Source organism: Lacinutrix sp. MEBiC02595 (assembly GCF_053601555.1).
This window is the reverse complement of sequence record NZ_JBSHNU010000217.1, coordinates 347,855-367,006: the sequence shown is the minus strand read 5'-3', so window position 1 is coordinate 367,006 and position 19,152 is coordinate 347,855. Positions and strand designations below refer to the sequence as shown.

The window sequence follows — 19,152 nt, the reverse complement described above, 5'->3', positions numbered from 1 at the left end:
AAGAAGTATTTTGTCTTCCTTTTTACTTTCCGTTAGAAAAATATTAAAAGGATAAAGCAATACATATCACGAAAGGGAACTATCTTTGAAAAAATAAGATAGAAAAAAGAGTAAGACTATGATCGTTGTAATTGCACCAGAAAAGGATATACCTAATGAAATAGAAATTCTTAATCAATTATTTCAAGAAGGTTTAACCTGCTATCATTTTAGAAAACCGGATAAGGATTATCAAGCACATTGTGATTATTTAAATAAAATAGACCAACAATATCATAACCGAATTGTAGTACATTATCACCATAGGTTAATTAATGACTATAATTTAAAAGGAATTCATTTTCAAGAACAAGAAAGAATTGCGCATATCGATAATCCAGGACAATATTTTAAAGGGCTAAATATGTTTGGAAAAACGATAAGTTCTTCTTTTCATGAGCCACAAGACGTAGCAGATTGCTATTTTGAATTTGATTACCATTTGTTAAGTCCGGTGTTTGCTTCCATTTCCAGAAAAGATTATGCTGGTCGTGGTTTTGATGTGCATGCGATAGATAAAACCATTATAGGAATGGGAGGCGTTACTGCAGATAATTTAGACGCATTTAAAACATTAGGCTTTAAAGGTGTTGGTGTTTTAGGTGGTATTTGGAACAGTGATACACCCATTACTGTTTTCAAAAAAATGAAAGAACATTTTCAATAATTAGGAATAAAAATAAAGCAATTTTATAAGACAAAATTATCGCTTCGTAATAATTCGTATCCTATAAAATTGCTCTTTATATATTTAAATTTTAGTAATTTCCAGAAAGTTATTCTGTGAAAAACATTTCTAGAAAAACTACAAATAGCAATGGCTATTATGCTTCACCTCTAGCAGGATAGCCTTGTTTTAAAATATAATCGATTCCGTTTAAGACATCTTTAAATTGCGGACGTCCAAATGGCATAGATTGTATAGATTCCCAATATACAGTGCCGTCTTTATGGATTAAAAATAATCCAGGTTCACTAAAATGTTCTGGTTCTTTTTCACTAATACCCTTAGATATAAATAAGCCCCATTTTCTGGCTTCCTCTATAGAAAAACCGTAACCTAAAGGTATATTTGGAATATTCCATTCTTTATAGGTTTCTTCTGCAAGATTTTTGGTGTTGGTACTAATGGCGATTACGTTTACTCCTCTTTCTGTAAAATCGTTAATTTTGGCTTGTAATTCTTCTAATTGCATTTTACAAACCGGACAATGTTTCCCTCTAAAGAAAACAATTAATGTAAAGTTCTCTGGTTTTTGTTCCTGTAAACTCCATGTCGTATCATTTACTAATGAAATCTTTAATGCTGGTGCTTTTTCTTGCGGTTTTATCATTTTAAAATATTTTATTTTGTGAATAAATGTAATTATCCGGATTCATTTAAAGGTACTGTTAACACTATTTAATATAACTGATATATAGCTATTTATGTGTTTTTAAAAATTCGACATTTTTTCTTTTTTCTTTGCTAATTGTTTCCCTAAATCATTTATAGATTCTGAAATGGAACTCCTAAAATTATCGTGACTAGCTTCTGCAAATAATCTAGGGCCAAAAACACTTAAGCGAATATTGCAAATCTTACCCGTTTGATCTGAGGTCGTATTTTCTGTTTTAAAAAAAACATCCGCTCTTATAATCATGGAATACTTATTAAATAAGCTTTCTAATTTTTCGATTGCAAATGCCTCTATTTCTTTATTTGCTTCTACGTCGTGATATTCAAAATGTATAGTCATAGTCTTCTTCATTTTTAATTAATTAATTATCCTTCTATGGTAAAATTAATTATAATTAGTCACTAACATTGTCGTAAACGCTATCTATATGAACGCATATGCCAAATACTATCGGTGTCTTTTATTGTAACTCCTTCATAATTTCGGCAAACAATTCGTAAGATCGTATTCTATCTTTTATATCATAAATATTGGTAACTGCTATTAATTCGTCGGCATCTGTTTGCTCCATAAACTCTTTTACTTGGGCTTTAACAGTGGCTTTACTACCAATAAAAGAATACTTAAGCATTTGGTGTACTTGCGGATTTTGCATCACTTGTTTTAAGTCGTCTGTCATTGGTGTTGGTGGTTGCACCGCATCCCGTTTTCCAGTAAATATACCTACAATCATTCGGATTAAAGAGGTTGCTAGATTTTGAGCTTCTTCGTCGGTATCTGCAATGATAATATTCACTCCAACCATTACATATGGTTTTTGTAGTACTTCGGAAGGCTGAAACTCTTTGCGATAAATCTTCAAAGCTTCCCATAAATGCGTTGTAGCAAAGTGACTAGCGAAAGCATAAGGCAAACCTTTTTTAGCTGCTAAATGCGCACTATCTGTACTTGAGCCTAAAATGTAAACAGGAACATCTACGCCTTCAGCAACTGTAGCCCGTACTTTAGCAGTCGCATTTTCTACCGAAAAGTAGGTTTGTATTTTTTCTAATTCGTTTGGAAAAGAATGTGCCGCTTGCATAAAATCAGATCGTATGGCTTGCGCTGTTTCTCTATCTGTTCCTGGAGCTCTTCCTAATCCTAAATCAATTCGATTTGGGTATATGGATCCTAGAGTACCAAACTGTTCTGCAATGATTAACGGCGAATGATTAGGTAACATAACACCTCCAGAACCAACACGAATGGTACTTGTGCCTTGTGCAACATAGCCAATTAAAATAGAAGTCGCACTACTCGCAATATTCGCCGAATTATGATGTTCTGCTAGCCAATAGCGTTTGTAACCAAAGGTTTCAGCATGCTGTGCTAGTTCAAGGACATTAGTATAAGTTTCTTTTAGCGTATGACCTTTAGAAACTAAAGCAAGGTCTAATATAGAATAAGATGTTGTATTGGTTTTCATAAATGCTTATAATCAATTGTAGTATTAAGTTTAATATAGTCGTTTTATCTTAGACAAAATTACATCATTCCGTATGTTTTTAATCCTATTACAAGGAATACTAAAATATCGGTTTCTATACTTTTTATACTGAAAAATAAATGCTTCCATTTCCAAAGGCTATTCTGTACTTGGATTCTTATAATAGTCGTATTTTTGCAGCGCATTCCATTTTTTGAATGCAGTACACCATAAGAAACAAAGATATGATTATACCAAAATTACATTATATAGCAGCAGGAAATTCATCAAAAGAAATTTTAGAAAACATACAAAAAGCATGTACTTCTGGAGCCGAATTAGTGCAACTTGGTATGGAAAATGCTTCCGAAAAAAAGCTCTTAAAAGTTGCTAAAGAAGCGATTAAAATTACATCTGTTTTTCAAACGAGATTAGTAATAAGCGGTTATTATAAAGTGGCAAAAGAAATTAAAGCGGATGGTGTGTATTTAGAAAAAACAGACGTCTCGCCTACTGTAGTTAGAAAACATTTATACGCTTGGCAAAGTATTGGTGGTGCGGCAAATACTTTAGCAGATTGTGAAAAACTATTAGATGCATCTATCGATTATATTGTTTTAGGTCCTTTTAGAGAAACAACAACCAACGCTCATTTAGGTCCTGTTTTAGGAATAAAAGGATTTACTGCAATTACAGATAATTTAAAAACGCCTATTCCAATTATTGGTTTTGGAGGCATCACCACAGCAGATGTTGTAGATATATTAAAAACGGAAATTTCTGGAATTGCTGTTTCTGAAGCTATTACCCAAGATTTTGATGCAATAAAAACCTTTAACCAATTATTAAATGCATCTTCTACCCAAGAACAACGTCATACCTTTGAATAAATGAATGATTTAATACAATCGATAGTCGTAAAAGATTTGGATGGTATTCCAGTAGATTTAATGGAAATCTATAAAAATAAAGTGTTGCTACTTATTATCTATAATAACGATTGTTTGGGATGTACAGGTCGCGCTATACCTTTGGCTTACGACTTTCAACAGAAATATCCAACCATTCAAGTAGCAGGTATTCATGCCGATTTTGTAAATAGAGAAGGCACCAAAGCAAATATTAAAAGCATTTTTACTAGTGGTGAAAATCCGTTTCCAATTTATATCGATGCAGCTCATAAAGTGTACGACCAATTTGAATCGGAAGGCACACCACAATGGTTACTAATCACAGAAAAAGGAGAACTATTTCGTTCTATTTTTGGGTCGCAAGATAATGCGAAGAATAGATTGTATTATGCGCTGGAGAGTTTAGTGGAAAAGGGTAAGGAACAAGAATAGTTCTAAAATATACATGCGAATTACAAGTTTTTTCAGGAAGTATATTGGTTGTCATAGGATGGCAATTAAAAAGAGAAATTAATTTTTTTTTAGGTTTCCTTCCTCCATTATTCTACATAAAGGTACAAGCACGGAATACTGCCTCTTTGTGGTTTTTTGCATTTCCTTAAAACTGAAGAAATGCACTTAATTTATTTCCAAATTACACTTAAAAATGCATTTCCTTTTATTTTTAACCTGCTACATTATAGCTATTTAATATTGTTTACATTTGACTAAGTAAAACTTTTAAAAAAATAAATTAATCGCTTTGAAAAGTCTACGTCGTTTATTTATCATTTTATTACTTTGTGGTTATCCCTTGCTAATGCTTTCTCAAGAAGCGTTAACTAGTGATGCAGCGTACCAAAAATATGAGAAATTAAGTGCCACTATGGCCATCTCTTTTCCAGAAGATAATTTTAAAACCTACCGACGAACGTCCTTTTCTGTGCATCAATTGGAAACCTATCTATCGCAACAGTTTCAGCGTTTAGACTGCTTACCGTTTATTAAAGATAAACATGCATTTGTTATGGATGCATATTTACATTCTGGTAATTGGTTTCATGAAATAGGTTTATTTACGCAATCCATAGCATCGTACACTTCTTTTTTTGAATATTATGAAGCCCATAAAATGGAGTTTACTCCAGAGGAAGTTCGTAAGGATAAGAAAATGATTAGTTTTGCAAATAGTATAATGGCAGAGAATTATGCAAACTTAAACCAATTAGATAGTGCTTCTAAACAGCATATAAAGAATATTCGATTTACCAATACACTTCGTACTATTTCTAATCCTTCTGCAATTAATAACTATGGTTTGTTTTTTTATTGGAATACCAAAGAACTAGATTCTGCTTTAATCTATTTTAATAAAGCCTACGCTATTACACAAAAACAATTTCCAGAGCATTCGCTAAATGGAAGCATTAGAGATAATATTGCAGACATCTATATGGACCAACATAGATATGCGGAAGCAAAAGAGATGTATGCAGCAAACTTTGTATTGTACAAAACAAAACATATAGAAAAAATAGGATCTAGAGACATACCAAGACTTATAAGTGCTGGTGCACAGTTAGTACAAACCAATTTAGCATTAAATGATATAAAGGATGCAAAAATTATTTTTTCAGAATTGGATTCTATTGTAAATGATGCAAAAAAACAAAAGGAATTACTTCCAGATTCTAAACTGGAATATCTTCATGTAAAAGAAAACTTTTATAAGGCGACCAATAATCTGCCACTAGCGTTTACTACCCTTAAATATTCTACTGCTTTTTCCGACAGTTTAGCGACTGTAGCTTCTAAACAAGATAACCAATGGAAAGATGAATTAAATGCAGTTACTTTAGACAGAGTTGCATTAAATTTTGAAATAGAGCGCATAGAAAAAGAAAACAAGATTAAAGATCAAAGTGCAAAGTTGTGGATTATTTCACTGATTAGTGCGGTACTCATTATTTTGCTTATCGTACTTTATTTAGGAAGAAGACAACACCTTTTAAATTCTAAAAACAAACAACTTTTAGCAGAACATGAATTAGAAAATGCAGCATTGAAAGTGGAACAGCTACATTCGGAAATTAAATCGAAACAACGCGATTTATCCGATTTTGCACTAAGCTTAACCCAAAATCAAGAATGGGCAGAAATGTTGGCGGATAAAATTAAAATGCTGAAAAAAGCTACTTCGGAAGAGCATATTACAATCTTAGAAAAACTGGAAGAAGAAATTAAAAATAAAGTGCAGTTTGATAAGGATAGTATCGTTTTCTATGAACGTTTAGATAAGCTTAATGATGCTTTTTATACGCATTTATCAGAGTTATTTCCTAATTTAACTAAAAATGAAATACGTTTGTGTTCTCTTATTCGATTAAAAATGGACAGTAGAAATATTGCAACTCTTCAAAATATTGCGATTGCATCTTTAAATACTAGCCGCTACCGTCTTCGTAAAAAAATGAAACTTGCAGATGATGTGCATCTAGACGATTTCATCCAGCAATTATAGTCATTTCCTTCTTGAATTCTTACCATAAAATAGTATTGTCTATTAGTTGTCTATTGCTTGTTCATTATGTGTCTATCTAAAAATAAGCAGGTTATCTTGATTATGTTTTACATTAGCCGAAAGGTTTATTAATGAGTTCCTCTAAACTATTGTAATAGCAAAATCAGAATAGTTCAATCATTTTAAAACACAACATCATGAAAACAATGTTTATTACCTTCCTATTCCTAGGATTCGCACAAGTAACGTATTCCCAATCTGACATTGCCTACACAGAAACCACAGACCATACTTTAGAAAGCACACATGTAAAAAAGGATTTTAATTCGGTTTCTGAAAAGATAATAGGTACCTCCTATTTATCTGCAAAAACCAAAAAGCTACAACTACAAGTTTTTAATTACAACATAAAGAATGCGGCAGTGTATGCTGCAAATGTAAATACGACTTATAGTGTACATTTTACCGAAGGCAACAACCATGTAGATGCTATTTATGCTAAAGATGGAACACTTTTACAATCGGAAGGTATATTTAAAAATGTTCGTATTCCATATAATATTAGTGTAAAAGTTGCCAAAAAATATGCAGGTTGGATGGTTGCAAAAACCTACTGTTATAACAATTATAGACATAATAAAGATACCGAGGTATTATATAAAATGCAGCTTAGAAAAGGAAATAAAACCAAAGCAATTGAGATAAATCCTATGGATGATATCTTATAAATAATCCCTATAAAACGATGGTTTTTCCTCCCTTAATAGTTTCCTACTATTAAGGGTTTTTTATGGAAAGGATAATTAGGATTATAAAAAAGTAAAATGGTAAAAAAAATGGTTCACTATTCTAATCCTAAAATCTCTTAAAAAACTATATTCGCGGCATGTGGATGTATTTAGGCTTATTGGCCGCTCTTTTTTTAGGTTTACACAATCTGTGTAAAAAACATGCTGTTCAAGGTAATGCTGTATTTCCGGTGCTTTTAGGTACAGTTTCTAGTGGGTTTTTATTTGTAACAGTGTTTTATTTATTATCTGTTTTTTATCCAGAATACGCACAAGAAAACGGTTATCATTTTCAAAATATTTCTTGGCAAACGCATGGCTTTATTTTTATAAAATCGGGTATAATGGCTGCTTCCTGGGTTTTAGCATATCAGGCTTTAAAACATTTACCTTTAACCATTGTTACACCAATACGTTCTGCTGCTCCATTTTTCACTTTTATTGGTGCTATTTTAATTTATAAAGAGAGTCCTAATATCTACCAATGGCTTGGTTTTTTCACCATTATATTCTCGGTAATATTATATTCTAGAATTGGTAAAAAAGAAGGCATTCATTTTAAACGGAACAAATGGATTTTCGCCATTATTGCTGCTACCTTTTTAGGGGCTTGTAGTGGTTTGTATGATAAGTTTTTAATTCAAGATTTACGTTTAAATCCGCAAACGCTACAATTTTGGTTTTTCTTATATACCATGCTTATTTTACTCGTTATCTTAAGCATTACCTGGTTTCCGTATCCTGCAAAACGTAAAACGTTTACATTTCGTTGGTCTATTATTGCTGTAGGTGTTCTATTAGTAGCAGCAGATTACTTTTATTTTAAAGCATTACAAGATCCGGAAGCTTTAATTATGCTACTATCTGCTATTAAAAGAAGTCAGTTAATCATAGCTGTAGTTATTGGTGGTATTGTGTTCAAGGAGAAAAATAAGCGCAAGAAATTAGTGCCTTTGGTTGGTATCCTCATTGGTGTATTTTTGATTCTGTATTCTAATTAAAAAAGAAAAGCCCATCCAAATAAATGGATGGGCTTTTGTAAAACTTTAAGTATATATGTCTTAGATAACTTTTACGTTAACTGCATTTAGTCCTTTGTTTCCTTCTTGTAAATCAAATTCTACTTCGTCACCTTCGCGAATCTCATCGATTAATCCTGAAATGTGTACAAAATGATCTTTGTCTACTCCTTCTTCTGTGATAAATCCGAATCCTTTGGTGTCGTTGAAAAATTTTACTGTTCCTTTACTCATAATAATTGTAATATATTTAATTTTAATAATTACTAAATAGAATGCAAATATGGTGCCAAAAAATAATTGGTCCTTAAACTTAGCAAATACGTTTAGCCCTGATTGCAACGGCATCCTTTTTTCTTTTTCAGAAAAAAGATATAGTGAAAAGCAGGAAATGGCTTCAAAAACAAATTATTCTATACGTTCGAAACAACAAAATGATACTACCAATCAATAGGAAAGTAGTCTTTCAAGAATTTTCCAGACCAATGTTTTCCTGTATTAATTCCATCTATTAACGGATCCATAACACGTGCTGCTCCATCTACAATATCTAAAGGTGGTTGAAAATCATGTACGTCTACTTTCTTTTTAGATAATGCTGCAGGATCCTCATCGGTAACCCAACCGGTATCTACGGCATTCATATAAATACCAGATTTAGCAAAGGTAGAAGCCGAAGTATGCGTTAACATATTTAAAGCTGCTTTCGCCATATTGGTATGTGGATGTCTGTCTACTTTTTTAAATCTATGAAACTTTCCTTCCATCGCTGAAACATTGATAATGTGTTTCTTACCTGTGTTTTCCTTCATCATTACATTAGATAAACGATTACATAAAACAAAAGGAGCAACCGCATTTACTAGCTGTACTTCTACCATTTCTGTGGTTTCAATTTCACCCAATTTTAAACGCCAGCTGTTGGTTTTTCTTAAATCTACTTGTTGTAAATCTGCATCTAATTCGCCTTCCGGAAAAACTTCAGCGGTTTGTAAAGAGTTATCAAAACTGTACGGAATTTGAGACAATTCTGCAGAGTTTCGTAAACCAATTCCTGGTTCTGGTCCGTGCCAAGTTACTGGTAAGACATTATTTTTATTGGTTTTTGAAGGACCAACACTTAGGCTCGTCAATTCTTCTAAACAACTTTCATGATCTTTTAATAGCGTTTGCGCCAATTCTGGAAGTTTATTAATAGGAAGCTTTTCATTTTCCATTAAATGAAAGTAAAAACCAGAAGGTCTTCTTACCGTTTGTGCCGCATTATTAATTAAGATATCTAAGCGATTGTATTTTTGCTCTATATAATTACAGAAAATCTCTACACTTGGTATATGTCTTAAGTCGAGTCCGTGAATATGTAAACGATCGCTCCAATCTTTATAATCTTCTTCTTTAGAAAAACGGATGGCAGAATCTGCAGGAAAACGTGTGGTAGCAACAACAGTTGCACCAGAACGCAATAACATTAATGTAATATGGTAGCCTATTTTTAATCTAGATCCTGTAATTACCGCAACTTGATCTTTTAAATCTGTAGTTTGAAAGCGTTTTGCGTAGTTTAAATCCCCACAAGCGGTACACATGGTATCGTAAAAATGATGCAATTGTGTAAAAACGGTTTTACAAACGTAGCAATTTCTTGGAGATTCTAATTCTAAAGGTTTGTCTGGGATTGCAGCGGCTGCTAATAATTTAGGAGCGACAAACAAGGAAGCTTCTCTTGCAGAACGTATTCCTGTTGTTTTTCTAGCATGCTTATCTTTAGCAATCATTTTACGTTTTGCCGCTTTTTTAGCGTCTTTACGTCTGCGTTGAAACTCATCCCGATTTGGTCTAGACAATTCGCCAGCGACTTTATAGAGTGCAACGCGTTGTTCTTCGGGTAGTTCGAAAAGTAAATTGGTATTTTCTAATAGCGTCTCTAATGTTGTAATACAAGATGCTACGTCTACATTCGATTTATTTTCACTCATACCAATTCCTTCTAATTTTCATCAAAGATAATGACACTTTTGGAAACCTAAACTATGGTATACTAAAAAAGCCTATCCAAATAAATGGATAGGCCTTTGTAAAACTTAAAGTATATGTCTTAGATAACTTTTACGTTAACTGCGTTTAATCCTTTGTTTCCTTCTTGTAAGTCAAATTCTACTTGGTCACCTTCTCTAATCTCATCGATTAATCCAGAAATGTGTACGAAGTGGTCTTTATCAACTCCTTCTTCAGTGATGAATCCAAAACCTTTAGTGTCGTTGAAAAATTTTACTGTTCCTTTACTCATTGTAATGTAATTTAATTTATTATTATTTTAATACTTTGCAAATATGGTACCAATAATTTTAAGAAGCAACTAATTAATTAACTAATTTTCAATTTCTTGTGATTTAATGGTAAAGAATTTTAAATTTTCATTTTTTTTAACAGGCTGTTTTATAGGGTTTTATTTCGTGAACGAAAGAATCCATATTCTTTTAGTGCCTATAACTACTTTAATAATCTATTATTTACATTGGCTTTTAGCACCCCTATTATTTATACGCATACGATTACTGCTTTTTAGTATTCTAATTCCTAAATAACTTAAAAAAACGAAATACATACTATTTAAATCTATTTAGCTTTATTGGTTGCGCTTTTTTGGTTTTTTTTAGTAGTTTTTACGTTATTTCTTGGTTCGCTATGTTTTCCTGAATATACCAACGAAATAGTATTGCATGAAAAACGTATAGTTTTTTATAAAAACGATGCTAATGGCTTCTTCATGTATTTAAGTATACGTCATTAAAACATTTACCGATTTATTATTTTTACATCAAATACGTTCTGATGGTCTGTTTACTTCTCTTTATTGGTGTCCTTTTAAAGATTCCAGCTTCAACGCTACATATTTAGTAATCGCAACCTTTATGTTTCTTCTTTTACATGTAATATGTGTAATAGTCGATGTGCAATTGGAGCAAAAATTACTGCTACTGTACTTAAAAAAGCAATACCACTAAATAGCGCATAAAAGGAAGCAAATAGTTTAGCTTCATCTGTTGGCATAGCGTCTACTGGTCCCATTCCTGTTAAAATTAAGGAGGCATTATAAAAAGAATCCACCCACGAAATATGTGCATAATGATGATACCCAATGGTGCCAATACTTAAAGAGAATGCAATAAAAACAATGGAGAATAAAAAATATTTTAGTACTCTTAAAACAAAATTTTTAAAAGGTAAAATCTGATTATTTTTATGTTCAAAAGCATGTTTCATTAGTTGCTATTTTAGAGTTTCCATCCACCATAATGGTTGTTTATTAAATGCTTTCCAATCGGTTTGCAAAGCACTGTATAGTTGATCTATTTGGGTAAAATCTTTTATATTATTTTCTGGATCTACTTTTAGTTTTAAAATGTAATCCATAAGTTCATAGCACACGGTGAATTGTCCGCAAGCAACTAAAGTTTCCATTCGGTTTTTAGCAATGTCTGTTTTGTCCCACCATAACGTTGTAGGCGTTTCTGAAGCTGTTAAACACACACTTTCTAAGTTTTTACTTGGCGTAGGTTTTATATCCTTATTATACCCAGAACTATTACTATAAGGTGATTTTTTTCCATTTAATTTATAAACAGTTGCTGTAATACGTTTGTTTTTCAATTCACTTTTGGAGTAAAATAAATCGTAATTAATACGTCGCATTTGTTTTAAAAATACATCATTTATCATAGTCATTGCCGATGTTAATCTATCGGAAAGCATAACTTGTATTAAACTAATATCTAACTTTTTAAACGTTACAATATCCTCTAACAATGGCTCTGGGACATTTTCTTTAAATAGTGTTTTTATTCTAGATATTACCGAAGATTTAATAACGGCAGCTACTAAACCAAATACTGTTAATAGTAAACCAATACCAAAAATAGCACCTCCTAAAATATACAAACCTGTGTACGCTTGGTCACCAAAAAGGTTCATATTATTTAAAATCAAGATGAGTAAACCCACTAGAAATGTTATCCAATACAGCGATTTTATAGTAAAGTATTGTAATATTTTATTGATTACGCGTTTTACTGTAGAACTCTTCTCTATTTTGGTAGTATTTTGTTGCCAAGGTTTCATTTTATAGCTTCCTACATCGTTCACAATAATTAGGTCTAATCCTTTTTTTGTCCTTTCCATTCTTTCATTAATCAGCATCATACTACCAATACCTTGATTGTCTGCAATGCCTCCATCCATAATACCAACGCCATTTATAAAGTTATCTAGTCCTTTTAAATTTTTATAAGCAGGACTGTTATGATTGTCAAAATAGTCATCTGGAAATATTAAGGGCTCAAATCCTACAGGAAAGCAAGAAGAAGATGCAATAACATCACCTAACATTACTTCATCACGCAAAGCATTCATTTCTTTTTGATTGCTTTTGTATAACGGATTATTCCCAAAGTATCCTTTGTTTTGAAAACGATATGTTAATCCGAAAGAAAAATCGGTAGCATTAAAACATACTTGTTCTAGTTGTTTTATTTTATCGGCTTTAAAGTGTTGAAAAGAACCTTCAAAGATTGGCATTTCTTGATACGTCAAAGCAAATGCATTAATAAGGGATCTATTTTTATACGGATTCGCTTTCCAAACACTATCGTTTTCTAATTTACTAATTGCTGTTTTTAAGAGCACATCATTTTCTGGCGTAAATGTGTCATAGAAGTTTTTAAAAAAATCTTTAAAATTATAATTGGGATCTTGAACAGCCTTAGCAAAAGCAACTCCCGTTAGTGTACCTCCACTTACGGTACTTAATGCTTTTACAGATTGTAATAATGATTTGCCTTTATAGTTTACATGATCTAAATAAGATAGTATTCCTAAGGCAAAAAAAGTAGCTCGGTAACCACCACCACTAAAGCAAAGGCCTATATTTTGGAAGGGTATAAATTCGGGTTTTATTTTTGTTTCTTCTATCATAAAAATAGTAACGATTGATTGTTTTTAAAGATAGTTATTAATCCGTCTATAGTTATGAGTATAAGTACCTGATTTTAATTACTTGTAATGCTATATTAGCATAGTGTTTCTATGTTATTCCTATAAAATTAAAACATTTTTTGGAGTATTATAGATTGATTCTAAATTCTTTGTAGCCTTTTTATAAAACTAATTAATTATATTTGATTGTATTAAAAAAAGTTAAATATACATAAGGTGTAAATGGTTAAAAAGAAATTAGATAGCTTTAGCTTATGGAGTGAAAATGCTATTTTTAATATTTTGTTTTTCGTGTCTTTTCTTACATCCATAGTAATGAGTATCACTATGGAAAAAAAAGACTTAATATATATATGTCCAATAGTTATTCTAACCATATTCTTGAAATATATTAGTCTGACTAAAAAGAAAGCAGACCCTTTATTTATTTTGGCATTATTGGCTTTTTTGAGTATAAATATTTTAACTTTTTATTCTTTTAAGGATTACTTTATTAGTATAGCCCTTTTGACCGCTGGATATTTGCTATTATATACTTTGATACTTAAAAAGTATTTGAATAAAGGTAAATTAAAATCGATAGTGTCCTTGTCCGTTTTAATTGGTGTTATGTTAGTTGGCTATGTAATTTATTCGGTAGTTGATTTGTTGATAGGACATATTCCGGATCAAAAATTCATTTTTGTTATTTTAGTTGCTACTTGCTTATTTGTTTATTCCATTACATTTGCCGTGATATACATTAATGATAATTATGCAAATGGCACTATTTTATTGGCTTCTGGTGTGTGTACCATATTTAATTTGGCACTGGCGCCAATTAATGAGTATTTTTTCTACAATAAAACATTTACAGTCCTACTTCTTTTTTGTCATTTTCTGGCAATTTATCTTTTTATGATATTTATTTCTAAAACGAAAGTAATAGAAGCAAAAGATTTTCAAAATGATTTTTTTGAAGAATAAAAAAAGGAAGATAATTATAAAACTATCCTCCTTTTCTACTACTAATCAATCAAAAAACACTAATCCATTTCTATAATACCAACTATTTCATAAGCTCTGGTACCATCTACTTGTACTTTTTCGTATAGAATATTAGCATATTCATAATACGTTTCTCCATTTAAAATCACTTTTTCATAATCCTGTGGTAACTCATATACTAGAGTTCCTATTTCTGGATCTACCACTTCATATTCATTATTAACTTGGGTATAGAATATACCATTTGCGTTATAATAGTTATAGTTATTAAATTGTACTCTTTTGTAGTTGGGTGGTAATACTTTTATTCTAAAACCAATCTTAGGTGCAATTACAATATAGCTACCTCTAGATTGTGTGTAATATTTATTATTTGCATAATAATAGTTCTGACCTTTATAATTAATAGGAGATTTGTTTGGTATATTTCTAACAGAAACTACTTTCTTTTTAGGTGTTTTGTAGGTTACTTGCGTACTAGCTATTCTTTTACTTGTATTCGTATTACTTTTTGCAGTGGTAGTTTTTGTTGTCTTTTCCGTTTTATTGGTGGTTGTAGTAGTACGACGTATTTGTGCAGAAACCTGCGTGCTAACCGCAACCATAAATAAGGTTGGTAAAACCAGTGTTTTTATAAATGTTTTCATAATTCAATTTTTTAAAGGTTAAACTTTATTTATTACCTATTAAGACAATTTTTAATAGGAATAGTTTAAAGATATACACATAAAAGAACTATAAAAAAGCAAATAGACAGTTGCCTATATTCTATCTACAAACAGGATTTTTTTATCTATGTAGATTTTATTTATGGAAACAAAAAAAGGTATACTACGAAAGTATACCTTGCTTTTAAACTATTGAAATATTAAAATTATTTTAATAATCCTAATAAACCAGTTAATTCTGAAAGGTTTAAACTTGAACTACTATCTGTATCCAAAACATTAAAATTATCTGCAACAGAACCAATAGCTTCGGTAGAACTAATAGCTTCATCATTATTAGTGTCTAATAAGCTAAAAAGACTAGTGATTTGTTGTACTGTGGAGTTTGAACTTAATGACCCTAATAATGTTGCTGCTTGAGATACCGATGATGTGTTAACGTTTTTCACGCTATCACAGCTAAATAAACCTATTGCAATTGCTAATGTAAGTACTACTTTTTTCATAATTTGTATTTGATATTATTTTGAGCAAAAGTAATTATACCTTTAGATATTAAGTCAAAGAATATACGTGCGCTTTCCATTAATCTACTAAAGACAAGATTTTATAGACGAAACAGCAAATAGTAAGTTTTAAAGCGAGTTATTGTTAATAAAAGCTAAGAATTTTGGTTTGTATTGCTCTGAAACGGTAATGCGTTGATCGTTGATAAGGATTTGACTACGCTCCACAACTTCAATGTTTTTTAAGGATACAATAAACGAACGATGCACACGCATAAAATGGGTTTCTTGAAGTTCTTCTTCTAGAGACTTTAAACTCATTAAAGTTAGAATAGGTTTCGGATTATCTTTTATCCAAATTTTGATATAATCTTTCAGTCCTTCAAAATACAAGACATCTGCTAGTTTAATACGTAGTTGTTTGTATTCTGATTTTACAAAAAGAAATTCCTTTTCTTCAGAAACCATGTTTTGTTGCTTTCCTTTTACCAAGGAGAACCAACTATTAGCTTTATTGGCTGCTGCTAGAAACTCGGCATAATCAAAAGGTTTCAACAAATAGTCTAAAGCTTCTACTTTAAAGCCTTCCAAAGCATATTGATCAAAAGCCGTTGTAAAAATAACACGTGTTTCTTTCGGTAGCATTTTAGAAAATTCTAAGCCTGTTAAATCTGGCATTTGTATGTCTAAAAACAGTAAGTCTACAGGTTCTTTTTTAATAAATTCCAAAGCCTCAATAGCGCTACTGCATTTTTGTTTTAGTTCTAAAAAAGGTGTTTTCTCCACATAACTTTCTACCAAATTAAGCGCCATAGGCTCATCGTCTACAATAATACAGGTGATTTTTATAGTGCTCATACGTTTAACTAGTTTCTATTTTTAATGTTACTAAAAAACGGTCGTCTTTTAATATTGTTTTAAAGCTGAATTTATCTGGACATAGTAATTGTAATCGTTTTTCTAAATTTTGAAGTCCAATACCAGAGCCACTTTTATCGTCTGTTTTCTTCGGGAAATTATTGTTTTCCACAGAAAATAAAACGGTATTATCATCACAAGTCATGTTAATATCAATACTACTTGGTTTGGTGGCAGAAACACCGTGTTTAAAAGCATTTTCAATTAATGAAATAAATAATAAAGGTGCTATTTGAATGCCAGTTTCTTCAACAGGAAAGCTATAGCTAACGCTTGTTTTATCGGACACTCTTAACTTCATTAAATCAATATATTTTTTAAGAAAATCAATTTCTTTAGTAAGAGGAATGGATTCTACATTAGTTTCATATAACATATAGCGCATCAACTTACTCAAACTATGTATAGAAGATTTGGCTTGATCTGGCGAAATATCGACTAAAGAGTAAATATTGTTTAAAGAATTAAAAAAGAAATGCGGTTGCAACTGATAGTGCAAATGCTGTAACTCCGATTCCAATTTAAAATTCGCAGCCTCTTTACGTTCTGTTTCTGTTTTTGCCCATCGCATTGTAGACTTTAATGCCACCGAAAAGAATAAAGGCGCTAAGTAAGTTAGCAATTGTATATAAATAGCCATTTTAAATGGAGGCTTTACTCTATTTGTATTTGCCAAACGTTGCTTAGAAATTTCCTGAAAGAAGGTGTCTTCAATATATTCTTTTAAAAATAAGAAGAAGATAATCATTACCGCATTTAGAATAATAAACTGCAGTGTTTTTTTGGAAAATAACAAGCGGTCTACAAACACAAAAAAGTTGATATAAAATATGATGGACGAAAAGAATAATGGGATCCAGAAATGTGCTACAACCCTATTAATTTCTTGTTCTTCGCCGTAGGATAGCAAGTATGGCACACACAATAGTGTAAGCCATACAAGCAAATGTGATACTACGGTTATGGTTTTCTTTTTATACATAATTTATTATTCGTAACGCAAAGCGGTTATTGGGTCTAAAGCCGATGCTTTTCTTGCAGGATACCATCCAAAAAAGATACCTGTTACCGCACAAACGGCAAATGAAATTACTATAGAATATAAAGCCACGCTAGTAGGCCAATTTAAGAATTTTTCTATAAAAACCGTGGATCCTAGTCCTAATAATACACCTAATACACCACCTGTAATACTTATTAAAATGGCTTCTATTAAAAACTGCATTAAAATATCTGCTCCTTTTGCGCCTACAGCCATACGTAAACCAATCTCTTTTGTTCGTTCTTTTACAGAAACATACATAATATTCATAATACCAATACCTCCAATTAATAAAGAAATACTTGCTACTGCAACCAAAAGTATGGTAAGCATTTCACTGGTAGAACTAAAGGTAGAAATTAGCTCTTCCATAGAACGTACAGAAAAATCATCTTCTTCACTATCCAATAATTTATGTTCTGTACGCAATATAGCACTCAACTGTTCTACGGCATTTGGTGCATCATCTTCACTAATCGCCGATGCCACAATTTGATTTAAGTGATCGATTGCCAGAATACGTTTTTGTACTGTAGTATAAGGAGCAATCACAACATCATCTTGATCTTGACCAAACGTATTCTCCCCTTTTTCTTCTAATACTCCAATCACTTTAAACGGAATATTGTTAAAACGAATCATTTGTCCTACAGGCTCTTGTCCATCAGGAAATACATTATCTACCACCGTTTGTCCTATCACCGCTACTTTAGAAGCTGATTTAACTTCAGCATCTGTAAACATACTTCCACTCTGCAAACCAACCACCTTGATATCTAAATATTCAGGATTCACACCATAAATAGAAGAAGGCCAGTTGTTAGAGCCGTTAATAATTTGCCCATTACCATTAACTACAGGTGTGATGTAACTAATTAAATCGGATTGCGCTTTAATCGTCTCATAATTAGCGAGTGTTAATGTTTGTACATCTCCTCCACTACCTCTTGCTGGACCTCTACTGTCTGCACCTGGTTGTATGGTTATCATATTAGAACCCATACTCGAAATATTTTCGCGAATACTTTCTTTTGAACCTTCACCTATTGCTAACATTGCGATTACAGATGCTACACCAATGATGATGCCTAACATGGTTAACAATGTTCTTGTTTTATTAAGAATGATTGCTTTGAATGCGATTTTGAATAAATTTAATAGTCTCATAATTAATCGTCTAGTTTAGGTAATTTGGCTAATTCTTCTGTTGCAGAAAGTACTTTATGATTCTTATAATCCTGCAAAATGTTTCCATCTTTTAACACAATAGTTCTGTTACTAAACATAGCAATATCTGGCTCGTGTGTTACAAAAGCGATAGTAATACCTTGTTCGTTTAGGTCTTGAAAAATGGACATAATTTCGTAGGCAGTTCGTGTGTCCAGATTTCCAGTGGCTTCATCTGCTAATATCATTACTGGATTATTAACCAGTGATCTGGCAATAGCCACACGTTGTTGTTGTCCTCCCGAAAGTTGCGATGGTGTATGATGTAAACGTTCTCCTAAACCTACTTTTTTTAAGGCTTCAATAGCTCGTTTTCTTCGTTCTTCGGTAGAAACTTTACTGTTATATAGTAATGGTAATTCTACGTTTTCAATAGCCGATGTTCTTGCTAATAGATTATACGATTGAAAAATGAACCCAATTTTCTCGTTTCTTATGGTTGCTAATTCATTTCGAGATAAATCTTTTACCGATACACCATCAATTTCATAGCTTCCAGAGGTGGGTTGATCTAAACAGCCTAAAATATTTAACAAGGTGCTTTTCCCCGAACCACTAGAGCCCATGATGGTAACAAATTCGCCTTCGTTAATTGTAAATGAGATACCTCGTAAAGCGCGTACCGTTTCGGCTCCCATGGTAAATTCACGTTTTAAATCTTCTATTTTAATGATTGCTTTTTTCATAGTA

At 31.7% G+C, this 19,152-nt stretch carries 21 protein-coding genes; 7 read left to right on the top strand and 14 right to left on the bottom strand.

Features of this window, described 5'->3' with window-relative positions; genetic code table 11:
• Positions 1 to 118: 118 nt before the first annotated feature.
• Positions 119 to 706 carry a thiamine phosphate synthase gene (locus ACVCZW_RS09480; RefSeq protein WP_452232266.1) on the top strand — a complete coding sequence of 196 codons (588 nt, stop codon included), beginning with the start codon at positions 119 to 121 and terminating at the stop codon, positions 704 to 706.
• A 157-nt stretch (positions 707 to 863) separates the two neighbouring features.
• On the opposite strand, the gene ACVCZW_RS09475 is transcribed toward ACVCZW_RS09480, so the two are convergent.
• The 3 genes from ACVCZW_RS09475 to ACVCZW_RS09465 form a co-directional block, all read right to left on the bottom strand.
• On the bottom strand, positions 864 to 1,373 hold the full coding sequence (locus ACVCZW_RS09475) for a redoxin domain-containing protein (protein WP_452229963.1): 510 nt from the start codon (positions 1,371 to 1,373) through the stop codon (positions 864 to 866).
• Positions 1,374 to 1,475: 102 nt separating this feature from the next.
• A complete protein-coding gene (locus ACVCZW_RS09470; RefSeq protein ID WP_452229962.1) occupies positions 1,476 to 1,778 on the bottom strand; it encodes an HPF/RaiA family ribosome-associated protein in 303 nt (100 codons plus the stop codon).
• Between the two features lie 121 nt (positions 1,779 to 1,899).
• Positions 1,900 to 2,904 (bottom strand): LLM class flavin-dependent oxidoreductase, encoded by a 1,005-nt coding sequence (locus tag ACVCZW_RS09465; RefSeq protein ID WP_452232265.1) that lies wholly within the window; start codon positions 2,902 to 2,904, stop codon positions 1,900 to 1,902.
• Between the two features lie 245 nt (positions 2,905 to 3,149).
• Here ACVCZW_RS09465 and ACVCZW_RS09460 point away from each other — a divergent pair, with 245 nt between their 5' ends.
• From ACVCZW_RS09460 to ACVCZW_RS09440, 5 genes are all read left to right on the top strand, one after another.
• Positions 3,150 to 3,794: a thiamine phosphate synthase gene (locus ACVCZW_RS09460; RefSeq protein WP_452232264.1), complete on the top strand. Its 645-nt coding sequence runs from the start codon at positions 3,150 to 3,152 to the stop codon at positions 3,792 to 3,794.
• Positions 3,795 to 4,247, top strand: coding sequence for a TlpA family protein disulfide reductase (locus ACVCZW_RS09455; RefSeq protein ID WP_452232263.1), 453 nt, complete (start codon positions 3,795 to 3,797; stop codon positions 4,245 to 4,247).
• 310 nt (positions 4,248 to 4,557) lie between these two features.
• Positions 4,558 to 6,315 carry a hypothetical protein gene (locus tag ACVCZW_RS09450; RefSeq protein ID WP_452232262.1) on the top strand — a complete coding sequence of 586 codons (1,758 nt, stop codon included), beginning with the start codon at positions 4,558 to 4,560 and terminating at the stop codon, positions 6,313 to 6,315.
• Between the two features lie 197 nt (positions 6,316 to 6,512).
• Positions 6,513 to 7,043 carry a hypothetical protein gene (locus ACVCZW_RS09445; protein WP_452232261.1) on the top strand — a complete coding sequence of 177 codons (531 nt, stop codon included), beginning with the start codon at positions 6,513 to 6,515 and terminating at the stop codon, positions 7,041 to 7,043.
• Between the two features lie 158 nt (positions 7,044 to 7,201).
• The gene (locus ACVCZW_RS09440) at positions 7,202 to 8,104 is read left to right on the top strand and encodes an EamA family transporter (protein WP_452229956.1); all 903 of its coding nucleotides are present in this window, start codon (positions 7,202 to 7,204) and stop codon (positions 8,102 to 8,104) included.
• Positions 8,105 to 8,164: 60 nt separating this feature from the next.
• Here ACVCZW_RS09440 and ACVCZW_RS09435 read toward each other — a convergent pair whose 3' ends face one another.
• The 5 genes from ACVCZW_RS09435 to ACVCZW_RS09415 form a co-directional block, all read right to left on the bottom strand.
• Positions 8,165 to 8,356: a cold-shock protein gene (locus ACVCZW_RS09435; RefSeq protein WP_028282170.1), complete on the bottom strand. Its 192-nt coding sequence runs from the start codon at positions 8,354 to 8,356 to the stop codon at positions 8,165 to 8,167.
• A 206-nt stretch (positions 8,357 to 8,562) separates the two neighbouring features.
• Positions 8,563 to 10,098, bottom strand: coding sequence for an SDR family NAD(P)-dependent oxidoreductase (locus ACVCZW_RS09430; RefSeq protein WP_452232260.1), 1,536 nt, complete (start codon positions 10,096 to 10,098; stop codon positions 8,563 to 8,565).
• Positions 10,099 to 10,217: 119 nt separating this feature from the next.
• The gene (locus ACVCZW_RS09425) at positions 10,218 to 10,409 is read right to left on the bottom strand and encodes a cold-shock protein (RefSeq protein ID WP_452229953.1); all 192 of its coding nucleotides are present in this window, start codon (positions 10,407 to 10,409) and stop codon (positions 10,218 to 10,220) included.
• Between the two features lie 623 nt (positions 10,410 to 11,032).
• A complete protein-coding gene (locus tag ACVCZW_RS09420; RefSeq protein WP_452232259.1) occupies positions 11,033 to 11,386 on the bottom strand; it encodes a hypothetical protein in 354 nt (117 codons plus the stop codon).
• Positions 11,387 to 11,392: 6 nt separating this feature from the next.
• Positions 11,393 to 13,093, bottom strand: a complete 1,701-nt coding sequence (locus tag ACVCZW_RS09415; RefSeq protein ID WP_452232258.1) for a patatin-like phospholipase family protein — start codon at positions 13,091 to 13,093, stop codon at positions 11,393 to 11,395.
• A gap of 348 nt (positions 13,094 to 13,441) precedes the next feature.
• Between ACVCZW_RS09415 and ACVCZW_RS09410 the strand changes: the two genes are divergently transcribed.
• Positions 13,442 to 14,080: a hypothetical protein gene (locus tag ACVCZW_RS09410; protein ID WP_452229950.1), complete on the top strand. Its 639-nt coding sequence runs from the start codon at positions 13,442 to 13,444 to the stop codon at positions 14,078 to 14,080.
• Positions 14,081 to 14,139: 59 nt separating this feature from the next.
• Here the strand turns inward: ACVCZW_RS09410 and ACVCZW_RS09405 are convergent, their stop codons facing one another.
• The 6 genes from ACVCZW_RS09405 to ACVCZW_RS09380 form a co-directional block, all read right to left on the bottom strand.
• Positions 14,140 to 14,748 (bottom strand): DUF6515 family protein, encoded by a 609-nt coding sequence (locus tag ACVCZW_RS09405; RefSeq protein ID WP_452232257.1) that lies wholly within the window; start codon positions 14,746 to 14,748, stop codon positions 14,140 to 14,142.
• A gap of 227 nt (positions 14,749 to 14,975) precedes the next feature.
• On the bottom strand, positions 14,976 to 15,275 hold the full coding sequence (locus ACVCZW_RS09400) for a hypothetical protein (RefSeq protein ID WP_203458870.1): 300 nt from the start codon (positions 15,273 to 15,275) through the stop codon (positions 14,976 to 14,978).
• 129 nt (positions 15,276 to 15,404) lie between these two features.
• Positions 15,405 to 16,133 carry a LytR/AlgR family response regulator transcription factor gene (locus ACVCZW_RS09395; protein WP_452229948.1) on the bottom strand — a complete coding sequence of 243 codons (729 nt, stop codon included), beginning with the start codon at positions 16,131 to 16,133 and terminating at the stop codon, positions 15,405 to 15,407.
• A gap of 4 nt (positions 16,134 to 16,137) precedes the next feature.
• Positions 16,138 to 17,175, bottom strand: a complete 1,038-nt coding sequence (locus ACVCZW_RS09390; RefSeq protein ID WP_452229947.1) for a sensor histidine kinase — start codon at positions 17,173 to 17,175, stop codon at positions 16,138 to 16,140.
• Between the two features lie 6 nt (positions 17,176 to 17,181).
• The gene (locus tag ACVCZW_RS09385; RefSeq protein WP_452229946.1) at positions 17,182 to 18,402 is read right to left on the bottom strand and encodes an ABC transporter permease; all 1,221 of its coding nucleotides are present in this window, start codon (positions 18,400 to 18,402) and stop codon (positions 17,182 to 17,184) included.
• 2 nt (positions 18,403 to 18,404) lie between these two features.
• Positions 18,405 to 19,148, bottom strand: a complete 744-nt coding sequence (locus tag ACVCZW_RS09380) for an ABC transporter ATP-binding protein (protein WP_452229945.1) — start codon at positions 19,146 to 19,148, stop codon at positions 18,405 to 18,407.
• Positions 19,149 to 19,152 lie beyond the last annotated feature (4 nt).

Excerpts from the sequence above, each read along its gene's own strand:
- ACVCZW_RS09400 (WP_203458870.1), bottom strand. The coding sequence starts at position 15,275 with ATGAAAAAAGTAGTACTTACATTAGCAATTGCAATAGGTTTATTTAGC.
- ACVCZW_RS09445 (WP_452232261.1), top strand. The coding sequence starts at position 6,513 with ATGAAAACAATGTTTATTACCTTCCTATTCCTAGGATTCGCACAAGTA.
- ACVCZW_RS09465 (WP_452232265.1), bottom strand. The coding sequence starts at position 2,904 with ATGAAAACCAATACAACATCTTATTCTATATTAGACCTTGCTTTAGTT.
- ACVCZW_RS09405 (WP_452232257.1), bottom strand. The coding sequence starts at position 14,748 with ATGAAAACATTTATAAAAACACTGGTTTTACCAACCTTATTTATGGTT.
- ACVCZW_RS09415 (WP_452232258.1), bottom strand. The coding sequence starts at position 13,093 with ATGATAGAAGAAACAAAAATAAAACCCGAATTTATACCCTTCCAAAAT.
- ACVCZW_RS09430 (WP_452232260.1), bottom strand. The coding sequence starts at position 10,098 with ATGAGTGAAAATAAATCGAATGTAGACGTAGCATCTTGTATTACAACA.
- ACVCZW_RS09395 (WP_452229948.1), bottom strand. The coding sequence starts at position 16,133 with ATGAGCACTATAAAAATCACCTGTATTATTGTAGACGATGAGCCTATG.
- ACVCZW_RS09440 (WP_452229956.1), top strand. The coding sequence starts at position 7,202 with ATGTGGATGTATTTAGGCTTATTGGCCGCTCTTTTTTTAGGTTTACAC.
- ACVCZW_RS09410 (WP_452229950.1), top strand. The coding sequence starts at position 13,442 with ATGGAAAAAAAAGACTTAATATATATATGTCCAATAGTTATTCTAACC.
- ACVCZW_RS09480 (WP_452232266.1), top strand. The coding sequence starts at position 119 with ATGATCGTTGTAATTGCACCAGAAAAGGATATACCTAATGAAATAGAA.
- ACVCZW_RS09390 (WP_452229947.1), bottom strand. The coding sequence starts at position 17,175 with ATGTATAAAAAGAAAACCATAACCGTAGTATCACATTTGCTTGTATGG.
- ACVCZW_RS09475 (WP_452229963.1), bottom strand. The coding sequence starts at position 1,373 with ATGATAAAACCGCAAGAAAAAGCACCAGCATTAAAGATTTCATTAGTA.
- ACVCZW_RS09380 (WP_452229945.1), bottom strand. The coding sequence starts at position 19,148 with ATGAAAAAAGCAATCATTAAAATAGAAGATTTAAAACGTGAATTTACC.
- ACVCZW_RS09420 (WP_452232259.1), bottom strand. The coding sequence starts at position 11,386 with ATGAAACATGCTTTTGAACATAAAAATAATCAGATTTTACCTTTTAAA.
- ACVCZW_RS09385 (WP_452229946.1), bottom strand. The coding sequence starts at position 18,402 with ATGAGACTATTAAATTTATTCAAAATCGCATTCAAAGCAATCATTCTT.
- ACVCZW_RS09455 (WP_452232263.1), top strand. The coding sequence starts at position 3,795 with ATGAATGATTTAATACAATCGATAGTCGTAAAAGATTTGGATGGTATT.
- ACVCZW_RS09435 (WP_028282170.1), bottom strand. The coding sequence starts at position 8,356 with ATGAGTAAAGGAACAGTAAAATTTTTCAACGACACCAAAGGATTCGGA.
- ACVCZW_RS09425 (WP_452229953.1), bottom strand. The coding sequence starts at position 10,409 with ATGAGTAAAGGAACAGTAAAATTTTTCAACGACACTAAAGGTTTTGGA.
- ACVCZW_RS09460 (WP_452232264.1), top strand. The coding sequence starts at position 3,150 with ATGATTATACCAAAATTACATTATATAGCAGCAGGAAATTCATCAAAA.
- ACVCZW_RS09470 (WP_452229962.1), bottom strand. The coding sequence starts at position 1,778 with ATGACTATACATTTTGAATATCACGACGTAGAAGCAAATAAAGAAATA.